This is a genomic window from Thermococcus sp. EP1 (assembly GCF_001317345.1).
In the GTDB taxonomy this organism is placed as follows: domain Archaea; phylum Methanobacteriota_B; class Thermococci; order Thermococcales; family Thermococcaceae; genus Thermococcus_A.
The window spans coordinates 94,727-111,892 of sequence record NZ_JXCG01000003.1; the positions used below are offsets into that span (position 1 = coordinate 94,727).

The following is a 17,166-nucleotide window of genomic DNA, read 5'->3' on the forward strand; positions in this document are numbered from 1 at the left end:
CTACTTTTTTAATTTTAACACGTCTAAGATCTTGTCCTCTGCCGTTGGGAGGACCAATGGCCGAGAGAGATGCTTTCGAGCATCTGGAGGTACTTCATAGATCTTTCTTTTAAGGTCTCGTGGAATTCTTTTGGGGATTAAGACTTTTTTCATTTTGTATCCACACTTTTTGCACTTTAGATACTCCCCTTTACTCTTCATAGTGCCTTTACATTTTGGACATTTTGGTTTTTCATATGTTATTTTTTCAGCTAGCTTTATAGGGTAAAACTTTTCGAGGTTGAGGGTTAACACACCATTGAATTCTTTTACTCCACCAGCAGCGATTATTTCATCTCCCTCAATGAGCATTCTTACATATTTTCTAAACCCTTTTGTGGGTTCAAACGCTGCTACTCTTAGGGTTCCACTCTCATCGCATATCTCAAAAAAGACATGGCGTCCTTTTTCCCAGTATTTTTTTATCACTTTTCCTCTCACTATAGCACTCTCTAAGGGTTTTAACTCCCCAATTTTTTTGAATCTTAGATGATCATCTGTGTTTTGGTTAGTTTTGTAAATCTGGAAGAAATCAATGGGTTCTTCAAAAATAATATTTTCAAATGCCCACATAACTTTGTTTTTATCTATTCCTCTAATTCCAACCAACACGGGGTCTTTACCATGAGGGGTTATTAAGACACTGCCCTTGGATAAGTCAACGTTGTCATAGGTAAATGGATACGTAAGATGATCTACTGCAAAAACACTTTCTTTATTCACTTTTCTGACAGTTCCCCAAAACTCTCTTGTCCGATAAGCAAGGAGTTCATAAGTAAAGACTTTGAGTGGATGGCCAATAGCTGCCAATGCTCCTATTATCCCTCGTCCTAATCTGAATTTATGAATTTCAGCATTTAGCTCTTCTGCAATATTTTCAGCGTCCGTTATATCTAGATGCTCCCAAATAGCCTGATATGCAAATCTTTCTAGCTTTTCAGGAACGTCACCTTCAATAAAAACAACGCCTGGGTTAGTGTTCTGATGAGAAAAGTCTGAAAGTTCTTTTACTATTCCTAACACGAGATTTTTTATTTTGGGTATATCTTCTTCCTTGGCATCAAAACTCATTGCAACAGCCCCGTTCCCACGGGTTTTATAAGGCACATTGGGGTTTAACCTGATCAATTTTGGTAGGTCTAAAGGCTCCGCTATCTTGGAGATCTCTCTATATAATAAAGCTCCTAAATATGTGGTGCACATGCCCTCTGGAGAGTCTGTATCATCGATACCTATGTGGAGTTTCACAATTTTGACCTCCTTCTCACCTTTTAAGGTGAGACTTTCAGGTTTTAAAGCATAGGGAGTGGTTAAAAGTTTATCCATCAAGGAGTGTGTTAATGCCAAAGTACTCAAAATTTCATTATTACATTTTAAGGAGATATAAAAAGGAAAATAGACTAAATCCTGAGCTCTATACCATCAAGCTCATTGTCTATCGATTTGACAATTGAGAATAAGATATTTTTCCCAGCTTTATCCAGTTTAATAATCGTTGTGGAAACGCTTTCAATTAGAGGGAGTGCTTCAGGAAAAGCTCTCTCTAAGACGTTTGTTGGGATGTAGTAGAAGGCTATCCTCTTTTCAAATCCAATAAATGGCATAACTTGGTTTATAAGGTTTTGTAGTACTTCTTCTTTGGAACCAGATGTTATTAATAGTTTTTCATAACCTAAAACACAATTGATGACTCTTTCTCTATTGAAATAATTTTCAAAAATCTCTTGATACCTTTTATTGAGCACAGGTATATCACTCCGGCTTATATATCCTACAATATTACCCGTTTTCTGAATTCCTCTAATTTTAATGACTTTACTCTCGTCTAGCACCTTGGTTTCTAGTCCTGCAATCTTCATGTGTTGTTTGTAAACATTAAGAGTATCGAGGATATCATCAATAAGGATTAGATATCCTCGCTCTTTGGCCCAGTTTAATATTAAATGAAAGAGTTTTGAAGTTGGAGTATATGTAGAGTGTTCTACTAAAACGGTTTCCCCCCATTTAAGATTATCTAGAATCCTCTCTAACATTTCAATCATAGTGTACACCTCACATGATACATATGCAATATTTAATATTTAAATTTTTTATGAATGGAAGTGTAGGAAGTGTCACAATTCTCAAGAGGTGGTGCTTTTTCACGCTACATTCCTTAGGAGGGAGAGGGAAGTTAGAGTTGCCAGCATATTTGGGACGATAAAAACTTTTAAACTCCTTTATATTAATTATAAATGAGATGATGGAAAAAGAAAGATTATTGCGGGTTGTTGAAGGTATCTTCAAAGGCACTGGATTTAAAGTTGCTAGAATGGAATTTAGAGGTTCATGCTTTGATTTAGCTGCTAGTAGACTATTTTTACTCTTATTTGTGAAGGTTCTTCAGAATATTGATTCTCTCAGTGAAGCCCAAGCTGAGGATCTAAAACGATTAGCAAAGCTTTTTGAGGCTTCTCCACTTATTATAGGTCTTAAATCAAAGAATGAGGAGCTTGAAGAGGGAGTAGTATATGAGAGACATGGACTCTATGCTTTGAATCCTCAAACGCTCTATGATGTACTTGTACAGAATGAGCTTCCCGCAATTTTTGCTGAAAGGGGAGGTTTCTATGTCAGAGTTGATGGGAACTACCTGAAGGAACTGCGAGAGACTCATGGTTATAGTGTTGGAGAACTTGCTGAATTGCTTGGAGTCTCGAGAAAAAGTCTTCAAAACTATGAAAAAGGAGAGCAGGCCATGAGTCTTGAAATCGCCCTTAGATTAGAGGAGATCTTTGATGCTCCTGTTGCAAAGCCAATTGATATTCTTAACTCGAGAGTTGAGGCTAAAATGAGAGTAGAACCCGAGACGGAATTAGAGAGAGAAATATTTAGACGTTTAGAGACGTTTGGCATGGGTGTTGTTAAGATTAAAAAGGCACCCTTTGATGCAATCTCTAAGGAGGAGGGCCTAAAAATACTCACTGGTATAAGTGAGAGAAAAACCACTTCAACAGTGAGAAGGGCCCAAATGGTAAATGAAGTGAGCAAGATCATTCATAGTGATGGTCTTTTTATTCTTGAAAAGACAAAAACTGAGGTTGTAGGGGAGGTTCCATTGATTCCCAAAGAAAAACTTGATGAAATTAAGGACGCAGATGAGTTAATGGAAATGATTGAAGAGCTTAAAAAAGAGATAAAGAGGAAGATATTCAGCTGAAGATAACTTTCCTCCAGACTTCCCTTATTTTATCAACGTATCTGGCGGGTGATGCAATTAACACTGCCCATCTGGGTGTTTGTCTCCGTTTTAGAGCATTTGCAAGTGGAGTAACTTTGGTAAGAGGTCTTATTTCTCCATTGTGCATTAATACTCCAATTTCTGTGGATTTTAATCGTGGTTCAGTTAGCATTAGGTCTGCTGTAGAGAATTCTATGAGGATTTCTCCTTCTTTTGCCCCTACTGCATTTGCCAATGCCCTTTCAAGCTCTTGACGTTTTTTAATGTCTTTATATATATTCAATAATTCTCTCTTTTCTTCTGTTGTTAATTCATCAGCATTTAGTAACAATGCAGCTTTGAATAAGTCACGGTATTTAATACGCTTTACAATTTCTGCTGGATAACCTTCTAGGTCTTCAAGTTCGACAAGAACTCTACAGTCTGTCATTTTCCAGAATTCCCACAAATATCCATCCTCAAGGGCAAACTCAAGGGCTCGTGTAAGCATGCTTTCAGCTATTTTCACAGTATGATGGAAGTAAACTCTGGAGTACATTAATGCTCTGGCTACCATCATACCCTCTACAGCTTCTACTCCTTTCTCGTCCACTACTAGTTCATTGTCATGTATTCTAAGTATTTTAAGAAGTCTTTCGAGATCAATTATTCCATGTGCCACGCCAGTATAATGAGCGTCTCTGATGAGGTAATCTATCTGATCCACATCTACATCCCCGTGAAGGGCCTGTCCGAGGTATCTTTTTTCGTATTTACCCAAAATAATATCTGCAACTTCTTTTGGTTCGTACCCATAGAACTCTAAAACCTCTGGGATAAATTGTCTTTCTTCAGTCTCCCCATCTATGATATCTATTTTTCCGAGGATTATATTTTGTCCTAGATGCATATGATCGTATTCTCTTACATAATGCTCGTATATTTGCTCGAAAGTATGTGAGAAAGGCCCATGGCCGATATCGTGTAAAAGTGCTCCGGCTTCTAAAATTGTACTCTCTTCCTCAGTTAATCCAAGCTCTTGGGCAAGTCTTTTTGCGATACTGTAAGTTCCAAGTGAGTGTTCAAATCGTGAATGATTTGCACCAGGGTAAACGAGATATGCTAATCCTAATTGTTTTATGTTTCTTAACCTTTGGAATTCTGGTGTCTTTATAAGATCCAAAATGAGTCCACTTATTTTCATACTCCCATGTATGGGATCATGGATTATCTTTGGTTTCATTTTCTTCACCTGTATTAGAGATTAAGAAAAAGAAGTTAAATAATTTTGCATTTTTTGTTTGAAAAACCTGTCCTTTTAATAGGAAACATATAACATTAGATAGGTATTAGAAGGAATAAAATAGAAAAGTCAGATATCTTTTCCAACGATGAAAATTCTTTTAGTCTTTCCTGGTTTTTGGGGTAAGTTCTTTCTAACCTCTTTCGCTGGAACAGCCTCTATTTTGAGCTCTGATGATTTAGCTTCTTCTACTTCATATCTAACTGGATTATTTGCCTCATATATCAACTCTCTTATCTCATCTTCTACACCGGCTGGTTTTTCTCCCATGTATCCTACCCTTATTGTAGCTTTTGGCTTTGGATTTTCTGGGGAGAGTGGGTGATAGATTATCACGAAGTCTATTAGGGAGGGATATCTATGAACTATGTCCATAACCTGGTCTATGTGGAGTTTTGCTCCGGCGAGACTTATCGTGTCCTTTTCTCTTATAACATTTACAATTTTTCCATCAACCACTTTTGCCAAGTCCCCAATCTTGTAGTTAAACAGTGGCAATCCTGTAAGTTCTCCCTCTTTCATAACCTTTGTTATATAAATTTCATGATATTCTTTGTACTCTTCGTCTTTGGTCTGTTTAAGGACTATTAGAGAGTCTGAAAAGGTAAATGGAGTTACTTTTTTCTTTGTGATTAATCTATACCCGGTTAGCCCATCCTCTGTGCTTGCAAATACATCAAAAATTACTGCATTTGGAAAGTTATCAAGAACTACTTTTGCTAACTCTTTTGTTAGTGTTTCTCCACCCATAATTATGAGCTGAATGTCATTTCTTATATCTTCTGGAAGAGTTAGGCTAAGATTGTATACTGCAGCAGTTAACCCAAATATTCCTGTGGCTTTTATCCCTCTTAGTTCCTTTATTAGTGCGTCTCTCATTCGCAGATATTGGATGGGAATTTGATGATACCTAATGTTTGCATCTGAAAATCCTTCAATCGCAAAAACTCCGGATGAAGATGGTAATGGAGCAGTAAACGATGCCATGATAGACCCTTCTAGGTATTCTAGGGCCCAAGAACGAGCTTGACGGCGATATCTCTTTTTGTCATCATGTGTAAAAGGTACTCTTTTTGGATCCCCAGTAGTCCCACTTGTTCTCATCACCCCGTGGAAGATTTCCACATTTTTTATATATGTGGGCCACAGTTTATCTGTATTGTACAAATCGTGGGGTGTTATGAAGACTTTGTCAGTAGCTGAAAGCAAGCTGTTGGGAGTCAATTCATCAATATTTGTTCCCATGAATTTTTCTTTCCAGAATTCTGTAGTTTCACATGCTTTCTCGGCTGTATATCTCAAATCGTTGGTATTAATATCTCCAAGTACTATCCCTGCCATGGTATCACCCTCTTCAATAACGCAGTTCTACTATTTAACCATTTAGTTTTTGGACCATAAAGAAAAATTAATAACCTCTGTGTGTAATTTTATACATCATGTTTTCGAAAGTTGCTAGGAGGATTATAAATGTTAAGATATAGGGATATAATCGAGGAATATGAGAATCCCTTAAATATCAGCGAAAGAGAGACAGTAGAGTATCTTCGAAGAGTTTTTGAACATCACTTTGACAACACTCCCTATTGGAAAAAAATGAAGGGGAAAATAGAGTTAAATCAGATTTTTGAAGGAAGCTTGAATGAGGTTTTTGAGAGGATATTTAACGCTAGGTTGGCTGTTGACGAAGATTATTTACGGAATAACTGGCTGGACTTCCTCCCAGAAAACTATAGTGGTAGGATTCGGTTCTACCAATCATCAGGTACAACCAGAGAAAGAGCAATTGGACACTGGGCATATGAGTATCTAAAGCTTCTTGTGAAATATCTAAGAGTTTCATTTGATGAGGTTTATGGATTGGATAAAAAATATAATGAAAACCACAGGATGAGAGCAATAGCCCATGGTCCATATGGGTGGTATCAGGAAGAGATAAGTGAACTGGTATGGTCTTATGGTGGTTTGCTCTATTTTATTGGGGTGGAGACTGATGGAATAAAACGAGAACTTGAGGAAAAAAAATTAGAAGAGGTATTAAAAGGAAGATTAGCTCCATTGGCAAGATATACCAAAAGGATTTTTGAAAGGGATAGAATCAATACAATTAGAACCGGCCCACAGATGCTTGCTCTTGTTCCAGAGCCGGAAAACATAGAGACCGTAATTTTAAGTGGGCTCGGCATTACTGTTAACTCTCTCAAAGAAATTCAAAAAACTTTTAAAAATTCGACTATCATCCCCCTCTACGGGTATTATGCGTTTGGAGATATAATAGGAATGCTTAAAAATAATGAGGTTGTATATTATCCGAATTACCCATTTACTATAATATTTCCATTAGTTCAAGAAGAGGGCCAATACAAAATAGCTAGATATGGGGAACGGGGAAGAATGGGATTAATAATAGCAAGACCTGAACTCCTTATAGTAAAGATAGAAGATGAGAGTATGAGTAGAGTTCCTCCCGTAGGTCCATTTGGATGGGATGGATTTGGAAACCCCAAACGTGGCAAGAGGGTGATTTGAATGGTAGACTATTCAATGGTCTCCACTATTCAGGGGATGGTTGTGTTAATAGCAGATCTCTTAGCGTTTACTCTTATTCTGCGTGTTTATCGAAAGACCAAACGTAGATCTGCACTGTTTATTTCATTGGCTTGGTTTTTTGACTTTTTAACAGTAATCAATTATACTGTGTTAAACCCATATGCGATTGGATTTTTCTTGAGTATAGCTTCTGTTTTGATGTTTTGTGGTACCGTAGAACTCTGCAAAGAAGAGGACAGAAGAGTACCACTTATAGAGATATTACCATTTTCGTTAATAGGTCCATTACTGGCTTTATACTTTATTGGCCTTGAAATTTTAGCAAAAATGGGAATAATTGACATGATAGAAGGTTTCCTTGTAATGGCAGGTTCTCATGCAACTGCTGGAATATTTTTCCTGTTGGCTGGATACTCTATTAGGGGTATAGAGGACATATATGGAAGGAAAGCAAGATATCTTTTTATTGGACTAGTACTTTTTGGAATCCATCTCTTCCCAATTCCAATAATTTACGGTCTTCCTGAACATCTCCAAAAGATATATCCAATAATTGGATACGCTATTTCAGCAGTATTGGTCGTCTCTTTAACAACTCTCACAATAAAACTAACGTATTCTGATGAATTCAGTGAATTGAGGGCATTAGAAGTTCCTCAAATTACAATAGAACCTGGGGTTTTGATAGTGAACAAGGAAAAATACACAATTCTAAAAGAAACATTGAAAGATATCCCAGTATTGGCATTTGTTAGAGATCTAAAAGAAGCGTCTGATGTTTGGGAACGCTATTTCATAACCACAATCAGTAAAGAAGGCAAGGATAACTTTATCTCCCCAACCAATTTAGAGAGAATGACTGAACTTTCATATAGATATCTGAGAATGATGGAAGAGAAAGGAAGCAGAGGAATTGTGATTTTTGATTGCTTGGAGTACTTGCTGATGTATAATGATTTCAGGAGCGTAATGAAGTTCCTAAATAAAGTAAAAGATTTTGTCATGCACCACAATGGAACTCTTATAATCGTTGCAGAAAAAGACGCTTTTGAAGATCCACAATGGGGCATTTTAACGCGTTTGCTTGAGGAGACATAATCAACTTGCTCTTTACGACCTTTCTACTTTCTAAAAATTTTTTCTGGGTAGAAGGTTAGAGATGCCTTTGCTTGGGGAATTTCCATTCCTAGGGCTATTCCAAAGCTCATGAGATCTCTTGGGGATCGAACTTCCCATTTTGATTCAGCAGAAGACGTTAGAAACCTTGGCACTTTGTATTTATTTACGAGTTTCCAGTTCTGTATCATGAACTTTAACAAGGTAGATCTCTCATAGGGACTTTTCCTGAATAATTGAGAAAGAGAGAATCCTATGGCCACATCATTTCTTGATGCAAGTCTTGCAAGAACATGGTCAAGTCCATTGTCTTTCCTCCCGAGTTCAGGGGAAATTATGGCATCAACTTTACTTTCTATAGCAAAACGAGTAACTCTTAAGTTCCCACCTTGGACATAAATTAAAGCTTTTGGGACCCTCCGTTTTACCTCTCGTATTAGGGAAGGCTTATCTGTGATAATGAGAAGTGCAACCTTCCCATATTCTTTCTTGAGTTCATTAACTTCATTTTTGAGCTTGTCGAAATTTGGGAGACTTTTTAGAATAAGTTTTTTTGTAAAGACTACCTCATCATACCACTCCTTGGCAAGTTCGTAGGCATCTTTACTCCTTACGTCCATTTCAATAAATTTCATTCACTCAACCACTCCCGAACGGTTTTCATTACTGTTTCCTTTTTCATTGGAAATGCTTTTATCTTTATCTTGATCTGTATAACATCCTCGCCTTCGTCAACTTCGGCTTCTCCTAGATATGCTTTTTGTTTGTTGAAGCGAATAAAGAATGTTCCTGTTTCATCAACTTTCTCTTCGAGGTTTTCAAGGAGGTATTCTTTATCCTCATCATTTAAAAGCTCCTTGAGATGTTCAAGCATTTTCTTAACACTTTTGCTTCTTTTTACTTCGGCATTTATCACTTTGATTGGATTTCCAAAGTAACCCTCCGTTTCGAGTATTTCAAATTCGATGTCTTCTGAAGGGACGTCTTCTGGGAAAAATATTCCCATAGCCTCTAAGACTTTTTCGGGATCTTCAGTTGCGTGAGCAAATGTTGAGACTCTTATATGATGAGCTTGAAGTTTTGGCATTGTTTTCACCTCTTGAAGTTTTGTAATAGAAGTTTAAAAGATATCGCAAATCAAGGGATCAAGAAAAGATGAATTAAAGAAGAATGGGGGATCACTTACCCCTTCCTTTATGGGCCCTAATGCTTGGTCTAATTTTCTCAGCACCCTTACCTTTGTTTCTAAGGCCTCTGCTCTTTTTACCGGCGGAGGTTAGTCCTCTAAAGACTCTGCCTTTGTGGGCTTTTCCAGCAATCCAAGCTATTTTTGGATCAGACTTAATTACTGGGTGGTGTGGATCCACCATAATAATCTCAAACCATCTATACATTCCATCCTCGCCAACCCAATAAGAATTGAGGACTTCAAGGTTGGGGAACTTTCTCGCAGCTTTCTCTTCGGCAATCCATTGTAAGGATTTCTTTGGTGAGTATCTAACCTGACCCATCTTTGAGGGTTTTCTTCCTCCTCTCCACCTTGGTCTCTTTCGTCCACCTTTTCTCACTCTAACTCTCACAAGAACATAACCTTGCTTTGCTTGATAACCTAGGTTCCTGGCCCTGTCAAGTCTGGTTGGTCTTTCGATTCTAATAATGCTTGGTTCTCTTCTCCACTTAATCATTCTTTGCTTTAAGAGATCTCCCACATATGTCTTCTTTGGACTTTTCCAAGCTTCTCTAATGTATTTGTACATTCCCATCCTTTTCACCTCGTTCTTTACTGTTTGTGGTTCTCCGCAGAGCGGAACATCCCGCGGTCTTCACCGCCTAGTCAAGGTGAATAAACAAGGTTGCTTTTTAAAAGTTGCGCTGTATATTTAAAAAAGCAGGATGTGAATTTCAAATGGGTGGTGAGGGTGAAGATAATTCATCAAGATCTTAAAGAGGGTAAAATCAAGGTGAAGGTTGAGACTCTTGATGATCTCTGGCACCTTTATCATATTATTGATGAGAATGATATTGTTTATGCCAAAACTCTCAGGAAGCAAAGCCAGAGAAGTGACTCTTTAAGGCCAGAAAAGGTTCAGGCGATTCCAGTATTTTTAGGAATAAAGGTCGAAAAAATAAACTTTCATAAGTTTGCCAATGCTCTAAGAATAACTGGTCCCATAATTTACAGTTCGAGAGAGGAAGTACCTCTTGGAAAGTACCACACAATAGCGGTTGAGGAGAACAATACGATCACAATTCAGAAAGAGAGATGGAAAAAACACCATATAGAACGCTTAGAGGAAGCAGTAAAAGCTTCTCAAAGGGCACGAGTCATGATTGTTGTGATTGATGAAGGAGAAGCAGATATAGCAGTTGTTAGAGAATACGGCGTTGAGACAATAGCAAATATAGTTCATAACCTTGGAGGAAAGAGGTATAATGCTGATAGAGAGAGTGAAGAAAAGAAATTTTTCCATGATCTGGCAAAAACCATAATGGAGATAATGAAAAGGGAAAATGTGGAAAAGACTATTGTGGCTGGGCCAGGCTTTACAAAAGAAAACTTTTACAAGTTTATAAGTGAGAATTACCCAGAACTGGCAAAAAAAGTTGTTATAGAAGATACAAGTGTTACTGGAAGAACCGGAATCTACGAAGTAATTAGAAGAGGGACGGTAGATAAAGTTTATCATGAGAATAGAGTTGCTAGAGAAATTCAGCTTGTAGAGAAAGTGATCGAGGAAATAGCAAAGAATGGTCTTGTTGCATATGGTCTAGGAGAAGTTGAAGAAGCAGCTAACTATGGGGCTATAGAGACACTTCTTGTTCTGGATGAACTCTTAAAAGACGAACTTAAGGAAAGGATAGAAGAAATAATGGAATTTGTGAGGGGGACAAGAGGGAATGTAGTAATAGTGAGCTCTGAACATGAGGGCGGAGAGAAGCTCAAGGCTTTGGGAGGGATTGCTGCGTTATTGAGGTATAAAATAAAGTAACTAATAAATCTCAGCGTATGCATCGCTCTCAAATTCTGGGAATTCTTCTTCTTTTCCTCTTTTAATGAGTATTCTTTCCTTGCTTTCTGTGAACTTTCCAATTCTAAAGGCTTTAATTCCGTGTCTATGAAGTTCTTCGATTAGAGTCTTTGTTTTCTCTTTTGGGGAAATTATTATCAATGTACCTGTAGAGGAGAGCGTTAATGGGTCAACTTTGTAATGATTCACTACTTTTTTGACGAGTGATGGAATATAAACCCTCTCATAATAAACCTTAAATCCCACCCCAGAATTATTGGCAATCTCATGTAATGCCGTCAATCCTCCTTCAGTTGCATCATGCATACCGCGGGCAAATTTTCTTGCTACTAAGGCATCAGGAATTACTGTCTCGAGTCTGTACATCTCCTTCAGAGTATTTATTTCTGATGGAGAAAGTATTTTTCTGAGCTCGTCTGTCTTGAACCATGCGACACCAACTGCAAATTCTATTGCAATACCTTTTGTAATGATGATATCGTCTCCAGCCTTTGCTAATGGAAGTTTTAGTTCATTTTTCTTTACTAACCCCATGGCTGTTGTTGTTGCGGTTATCTCTTTGATGGTATTGTAAACTCCAGTATGGCCACCAAGAATCGATGTGTTATATTTGTTACACTCGTCCTTTAGTGTTTTCATGATGAGTGTTAAATCTTCCTTTGTAGTTTTTGGGGGAAGTAAAAGATCAACTATTATCCATCTTGGGTCTGCTCCAAAGACGGCCACATCGCTTGATGCAAAATGGTAAGTAAAAAAGCCGAATTTCTCTTTGGGGACTCCCAGAATGGGATCTGTGGCAATAACAAGGTAACTATCGTCGTCATATTCTAGAACAGCGGAATCGAATCCTTCTCTTGGCCCATAGATGATTTTTGTATCGTCTAAAGGTAGGTTTTTGAGGACTATTTCCTTAAGGACCTCACTCCTAATTTTGCCAAGTGGGAGCATTTTGAAAGCCTCCTTCTTGGTTTTAAAAGGAAAGAATTAATTTTTAGCAATCTTAGCTCTATGGCTTAAAAGCCACAACTCCTAGGGCTTCCTCAGCCCGTCTCACTTTTATAAATCCAACTTTTCTTAGTCTTTCCATGACACCTTTTTGCAAGTCTTTTCGCCTGTACTTACCTCCAGGCTTGCCTACGTAGTGAAAAATCCTTCCTTTTGGTTTCAGGACTCTAAACAGTTCTTTATAGAACTCCTCACTGTAAAGATGTCCAGCTAGAGAAAATCTAGGAGGGTCATGAATGACTATGTCAAAGGTTTTATCGCTGAATCTTCGGATGATCTCAAATGAATCTCCTTGAATCACTTGAATATTTTGGGAGCTAAAAAGTTCTGAACTCCAGGGGTTTAAATGGGCCAGTTCAATGACATTGGGGTCTTTTTCAATAGTCATCACATAGGCACCACGTTTTGCACTTTCTATAGCTGTATATCCTAATCCCATACAAGTATCTAAAACAAAATCTCCTTCTTGAGGATTTACAGTATCTACTTTACTTCTTGTGTCTTTTAGTGGATTTGTGTCTTTGGTACGATGCATTCTAATTCCATTTATTTCTATTGTGGGGGGAATTGTTGGAACTAGTTTGTAAAATCCATTGCGAGCTATTGCAGCCTTGTATACGTGTCCATCTTTTATGAAATAAACAGTGTTTTCATCTTTTGCTATCTTTTTAAGAACACTCTTTTCAACTTCATCTCCGTTAGGAAATATTACTTTGTTTTCTTTAACAACAATCGTGTGAGTTCTGTTTGTTTTTCTTAAGTCTAAGTTTACTCTCACTTCACCACTCAGGAGCAGTAGCCTTCTGGCTTCTCTAAAGGTAAGGAAGTATATTTCCTCCATGTTTCTCACAACTTAGAAAAGAAAATAGAGATTAAAAAGCTTTTAGTCATCCAATAACTCTCTCAAAAACTCGTTCAAAGTTCTTGAATACGATTGCTTCAATTTCCTTTTTGCTGAAAATATCTTCTAAGGCCCTTATTAATTTAGGGATATCACTTTCATTTTCGAATCCCTTAACTCGTTTTCCACTTTGGTTTCCGAGGTAGTAAACGAAATCGAATCCAAAGCCTACATATCTATACCCCACCAAATCAATTATGTATTTGAGGTGGTTTATCATTTTGTTGAGCGTTGGGACTTCAGGGTCTATAAAACTTGGAATAGCATTAATCCCAATTACTCCATCTCTTTCGGCTATTGCTTTTATCTGTTCATCTTTTAAATTCCTTGAGTGTTTGCATAAGGAATATGCATTTGAATGAGAGGCTATAACGGGAAAAGCTGTTGTTTCAATCACATCCCAAAAGCCATTTTCATTAATGTGGCTAATATCGATGAGTATTCCAAGCTCTTCCGCTTTCCCTAAAACTTCAACTCCAAAGTTTGTGAGTCCCCCTTTGGTTCGTTCAAGAACACCATCACCAATGGCATTTCTAAGATTCCAGGTGAGTGTTAGGACCCGTACACCCAAATTGTAGAAGACTTCAAGCAGGTCTAGGCTGTCTTCTATAGGTTCTCCGCCTTCTAATCCTAGCCAAAGTGCTACTTTGTTATCTTTAATTGCTTCTTGCATTTCAGTGACATTTGTCACGAAAACAAAACTTGGACTTTCTATAATATCCGTGTGTAGATTATTTATAACCTCAAGTGCATATCTGAGTGCAGTGGCTCTCTTTTCGGGCCTGCTCCAGACGGCCATTACTCTGGAGGTTATATGTCCACTAAAAAATTTGGAGAATTCAGTTTCTAGAACAGCGCTTCTTCCCTTTTTTCGTTCTTCATAAATATAAGTAGGCAAATCTGAATGAACATCAAAAATCATTTTCATCACCATTCTTCCTCAATACTTTATCATTTTCTTGAGTTCAATCAAAGTGGAAAGGCGCGTGTCCTCATCCGGTATCATTTCAGCGAGTTTTAAGGCTCCTTCTATCTCACCGCTTTTTAACATACCAATACTAATCTCTCTCATGATTTCTGAACGAACGTAGGTATCCTCTATTTTCACAGAAAGCTTTAGGGCTTTTTCGAAACGTTCTAGGTTTATTAGGAGCCTAATAATGTACTTTAGTAAGTTTGGAGAAAATGTGATTTTGTTGAGATATTTAAGTGCAGAATCTACAATTTGGTTATAACCGAGAGTTTCATTCTTTTTCATCCAGAGTGCAATTTCTAAAAGACCTGTGATCATCTTCTCCTCATCAAATTTTCTGATAACCAGTTTTGTGGCATATACGTATTTCCCTTCTCTAACGGCATTTCTGATTTCTGGAAGTCCTACAGTAGTAAGCGTCTTCGCTAGATCAAGTTTTTTCTCAACAGTGGCAGCTTTTGCAGGGACATGAAGTTTCTCAAATAAGTCGTGAGCTCGTTCGTAAAAGGTAATAGCTTCCTGAGAAGGTAGTCTATCTCCAACTCTCTCCATCATATCTCCGAGATCTAGTAGATACTCAGTTTTTTTCACATAGTTGATTTTTAGATTCACTATTATGTCAAAAATCCTCTCAAAGAGTTCAAATGAAAGCTCTACTAATCCAGAGATACCCATATAGTATGCTATCTCCTCTAAGGGCTTTATTCTTGTTTCTGGGTTTTTAATTTTCTCTGTTTCTTTTATAGCGTCTTCAAAAAGACTCATGCTATAATCAACATCTCCCACTAGGAAGTATACTGAGGCAATGTCTGCAAGAGCGATTGCTTTTTCTCTTTTGTCCTTTATTTTTTCAGAAAAATATTCCGCGTCTTCTAAGAAGCTATATGTTGCTGTGGGATCTGTATAAAAAGCTTCCCTGGCCATACTGCTTAGAGCTAGAACTTTTTCTAAATTATCTTTTAATTGGCGAACGAGCTCTAAAGCCTCTTCATACCTTTTGTTCTTTACTAGATACACAATGTCTTCAATTTTGACCATGGTTACCAAAAATTATATTTGATAAACAAGTTAATAAACATTGTTGATTTTTATTTGGTGGGGAGGCAAAAATGCTCACTCTGTCATTATACAATTCATATGATCCAAAAAAGATTCATGAGGCCCATTTAAGGGCAATTGCTAGGGCAGCACCAATTTGTTATGCTTTTAATTTCCATCTTGCACTTGTAGGGTTCCCATTTGAGAAGAAAAAACCAGCGGAGATTGCTATGGAGATATCGGAAAATACTACAATAGGGGAAAGTGGTAAATATCTTCTGGAATTAGCAAAGAGTAATAAGTTTCACATTCTAGAATTCCCTAAATCAGGCTTTCCTCCGCAGTTTGGTAATGTGGTCGCGACCACGAGAAAACCAGATGAGAACAAAGAAATCTCCTCGCATCAACTTGCCCAACGAGCGCTTAGAGGAGAAAGCTTTATGTTAGTTGTAGGTCTCGGAAGACATGGTTTACCGAAGGAAATATTTAAGTTAGCTAGATATCATTTGGATATAACTGATGGAAAAAGAATCAGCCTAGAGACGTGTACTGCAATTGGCTCAATACCAACAAAAATTAGAACACTAATGGAGGCATTGAAATGGCGGAAAGGAATTTACTAGGTGGTTGGAAGGCCGATGCTGCGTTTTTGCTTATTAGTTTGGTGGTAGTCTTCATGGTGCATAGTGGGTTAAAGGTGGCGCTTCACACAGATTCGCCCTTAGTCATTGTAATAAGTGGTTCTATGGAACCAACTTTCTATAGAGGGGATGTGGTACTTCTTAAAGGAGTACCCTCTAGTGAAATAAAAGTAGGGGATGTGGTGGTCTATAGGCGTCCATATACAAAGTATCCAATAATTCACAGAGTTAGAAAGATTCTAGAGTACAATGGAAAAAGGTGTTTTGTTATACAGGGGGACAATAACTGGGTTCATGACTTTTATCCCCTTGATATTAATGAGTTCCCATATCTAAAGAGTTATCTTCCACTGGCTGAAGGTGACGTGCTTCCATGTATTCCGGAAGAGGCTATTGAATCAAAAGCTTTGTTAGTATTTCCGAAAATAGGATATCTTCCGTTAATCGTAAGGGAGAAGCTTGGTTTAGGATAACAAAATTAAGCAATCAGTTATGAGTAAGGATGAGGGAGGTAGTGGGATGAGATTTATTCCTCTGATTGTTGCAAAGCCTGAGATTCAAATGGCTATGGATGAAGCTATATTAAAGGCAAGAATCGAGGGGAAAGTCGAAGATACTGTCAGGCTTTATATTTTCAAACCGAGTTCCATTACAATAGGTAGATTTCAAAGTGTTGAGTATGATGTAAACTTAGAAAAGTGCAAAGAGCTGGGGATTCCAGTGGTGAGGAGAATAACTGGTGGTGGGAGTGTTTTTCATGATCAATATGGAGAGATAACATATAGTGTTATTATAAGAGAAGACTTTCACGAGAGTTTAAAAAATGTTGATGAAAGTTATAGGTTCCTTGCAAGTCCACTTGTTGAGGTTATAAAGGAACTTGGTCTCGATGGCAGGTTTTCAGGTTTAAATGATATAGTTGCTAACGGAAAAAAGATAAGCGGGTCTGCTCAAACTAGGAAAAAAGGAGTTATTTTACAACATGGTACATTAATGTATGCTACACGTCTCGATATTCTTGCCTCGGTTCTTAAAGTCTCTCAAAAGAAACTTCAAGATAAAGGCATCACGAGTATATGGGAACGAGTCACAACATTAGAACGAGAGGGAGTCAAACTTTCTAGAGAGGAAGTTTATACCCTTTTGAAAATGAAGTTCTTTGAAAAGTTTCCTCTTAAGGAGGATAAGCTAACTGATTATGAATTGGAACTTGTGGAAGAGCTGATAGAAGAAAAGTATGGCAATGAGGGCTGGAATTTTCAAAGATAGTGCTCAGCGATCACCTAACCTTCCTCATCCCTCGGTTCGCCCATCAATCATCATTGCATTTTTATATTGGTATCTTTTCTTTTTAAGGATATGCACTATCTTT

The 17,166-nt window shown here is 37.6% G+C and carries 18 protein-coding genes; 7 read left to right on the top strand and 11 right to left on the bottom strand.

Annotated features, from left to right (window positions below):
- On the bottom strand, positions 1–1,287 hold the full coding sequence (tiaS, locus tag EP1X_RS03270; protein ID WP_055282086.1) for a tRNA(Ile2) 2-agmatinylcytidine synthetase TiaS: 1,287 nt from the start codon (positions 1,285–1,287) through the stop codon (positions 1–3).
- Positions 1,288–1,439: 152 nt separating this feature from the next.
- Positions 1,440–2,081 carry a DUF257 family protein gene (locus tag EP1X_RS03275; protein ID WP_055281680.1) on the bottom strand — a complete coding sequence of 214 codons (642 nt, stop codon included), beginning with the start codon at positions 2,079–2,081 and terminating at the stop codon, positions 1,440–1,442.
- Positions 2,082–2,281: 200 nt separating this feature from the next.
- On the opposite strand from EP1X_RS03275, the gene EP1X_RS03280 reads away from it, so the two are divergent.
- Positions 2,282–3,238 carry a transcriptional regulator gene (locus EP1X_RS03280; RefSeq protein ID WP_055281682.1) on the top strand — a complete coding sequence of 319 codons (957 nt, stop codon included), beginning with the start codon at positions 2,282–2,284 and terminating at the stop codon, positions 3,236–3,238.
- Here the strand turns inward: EP1X_RS03280 and EP1X_RS03285 are convergent.
- Complete coding sequence (locus EP1X_RS03285) at positions 3,231–4,481, bottom strand: HD domain-containing protein (protein ID WP_055281683.1); 1,251 nt, start codon at positions 4,479–4,481, stop codon at positions 3,231–3,233. The genes EP1X_RS03280 and EP1X_RS03285 overlap by 8 nt on opposite strands.
- 129 nt (positions 4,482–4,610) lie before the next feature.
- The gene (locus tag EP1X_RS03290; RefSeq protein ID WP_055281685.1) at positions 4,611–5,882 is read right to left on the bottom strand and encodes an AMP-binding protein; all 1,272 of its coding nucleotides are present in this window, start codon (positions 5,880–5,882) and stop codon (positions 4,611–4,613) included.
- Positions 5,883–6,011: 129 nt separating this feature from the next.
- Between EP1X_RS03290 and EP1X_RS03295 the strand changes: the two genes are divergently transcribed.
- Both EP1X_RS03295 and EP1X_RS03300 read left to right on the top strand, forming a co-directional pair.
- Positions 6,012–7,070 (top strand): hypothetical protein, encoded by a 1,059-nt coding sequence (locus EP1X_RS03295; protein WP_055281687.1) that lies wholly within the window; start codon positions 6,012–6,014, stop codon positions 7,068–7,070.
- Positions 7,071–8,189: a DUF835 domain-containing protein gene (locus EP1X_RS03300; RefSeq protein ID WP_055281689.1), complete on the top strand. Its 1,119-nt coding sequence runs from the start codon at positions 7,071–7,073 to the stop codon at positions 8,187–8,189.
- 23 nt (positions 8,190–8,212) lie between these two features.
- On the opposite strand, the gene EP1X_RS03305 is transcribed toward EP1X_RS03300, so the two are convergent.
- From EP1X_RS03305 to EP1X_RS03315, 3 genes are all read right to left on the bottom strand, one after another.
- On the bottom strand, positions 8,213–8,842 hold the full coding sequence (locus EP1X_RS03305; RefSeq protein ID WP_055281691.1) for a Ribonuclease P protein component 3: 630 nt from the start codon (positions 8,840–8,842) through the stop codon (positions 8,213–8,215).
- Positions 8,839–9,294, bottom strand: coding sequence for an RNA-binding protein (locus tag EP1X_RS03310; protein WP_055281693.1), 456 nt, complete (start codon positions 9,292–9,294; stop codon positions 8,839–8,841). Before EP1X_RS03310 ends, EP1X_RS03305 begins: the two co-directional genes overlap by 4 nt.
- A gap of 91 nt (positions 9,295–9,385) precedes the next feature.
- Positions 9,386–9,970 carry a 50S ribosomal protein L15e gene (locus EP1X_RS03315; RefSeq protein WP_055281695.1) on the bottom strand — a complete coding sequence of 195 codons (585 nt, stop codon included), beginning with the start codon at positions 9,968–9,970 and terminating at the stop codon, positions 9,386–9,388.
- Positions 9,971–10,126: 156 nt separating this feature from the next.
- Between EP1X_RS03315 and EP1X_RS03320 the strand changes: the two genes are divergently transcribed.
- Positions 10,127–11,197: an mRNA surveillance protein pelota gene (locus tag EP1X_RS03320; RefSeq protein ID WP_055281697.1), complete on the top strand. Its 1,071-nt coding sequence runs from the start codon at positions 10,127–10,129 to the stop codon at positions 11,195–11,197.
- Here EP1X_RS03320 and EP1X_RS03325 read toward each other — a convergent pair whose 3' ends face one another.
- The 4 genes from EP1X_RS03325 to EP1X_RS03340 are packed head-to-tail and all read right to left on the bottom strand — an operon-like array spanning position 11,198 to position 15,153.
- Complete coding sequence (locus EP1X_RS03325; RefSeq protein WP_055281699.1) at positions 11,198–12,184, bottom strand: AIR synthase family protein; 987 nt, start codon at positions 12,182–12,184, stop codon at positions 11,198–11,200.
- Between the two features lie 58 nt (positions 12,185–12,242).
- Positions 12,243–13,082 (bottom strand): methyltransferase domain-containing protein, encoded by an 840-nt coding sequence (locus EP1X_RS03330; RefSeq protein WP_055281701.1) that lies wholly within the window; start codon positions 13,080–13,082, stop codon positions 12,243–12,245.
- A gap of 46 nt (positions 13,083–13,128) precedes the next feature.
- Positions 13,129–14,064, bottom strand: coding sequence for a dipeptidase (locus EP1X_RS03335; RefSeq protein ID WP_055281703.1), 936 nt, complete (start codon positions 14,062–14,064; stop codon positions 13,129–13,131).
- A gap of 18 nt (positions 14,065–14,082) precedes the next feature.
- Positions 14,083–15,153 (bottom strand): hypothetical protein, encoded by a 1,071-nt coding sequence (locus EP1X_RS03340; protein ID WP_055281705.1) that lies wholly within the window; start codon positions 15,151–15,153, stop codon positions 14,083–14,085.
- A 71-nt stretch (positions 15,154–15,224) separates the two neighbouring features.
- On the opposite strand from EP1X_RS03340, the gene EP1X_RS03345 reads away from it, so the two are divergent.
- From EP1X_RS03345 to EP1X_RS03355, 3 genes are read left to right on the top strand one after another with little or no spacing between them, the layout of a single operon-like run.
- Positions 15,225–15,776, top strand: coding sequence for a DUF531 domain-containing protein (locus tag EP1X_RS03345; RefSeq protein ID WP_055281707.1), 552 nt, complete (start codon positions 15,225–15,227; stop codon positions 15,774–15,776).
- Entirely contained in the window at positions 15,755–16,267 is a 513-nt protein-coding gene (locus tag EP1X_RS03350) for a signal peptidase I (protein WP_055281709.1), read from the top strand. The genes EP1X_RS03345 and EP1X_RS03350 overlap by 22 nt, the downstream gene beginning before the upstream one ends.
- 46 nt (positions 16,268–16,313) lie before the next feature.
- Positions 16,314–17,063, top strand: a complete 750-nt coding sequence (locus tag EP1X_RS03355; RefSeq protein WP_055281711.1) for a biotin/lipoate A/B protein ligase family protein — start codon at positions 16,314–16,316, stop codon at positions 17,061–17,063.
- The last annotated feature ends 103 nt before the right edge of the window (positions 17,064–17,166 follow it).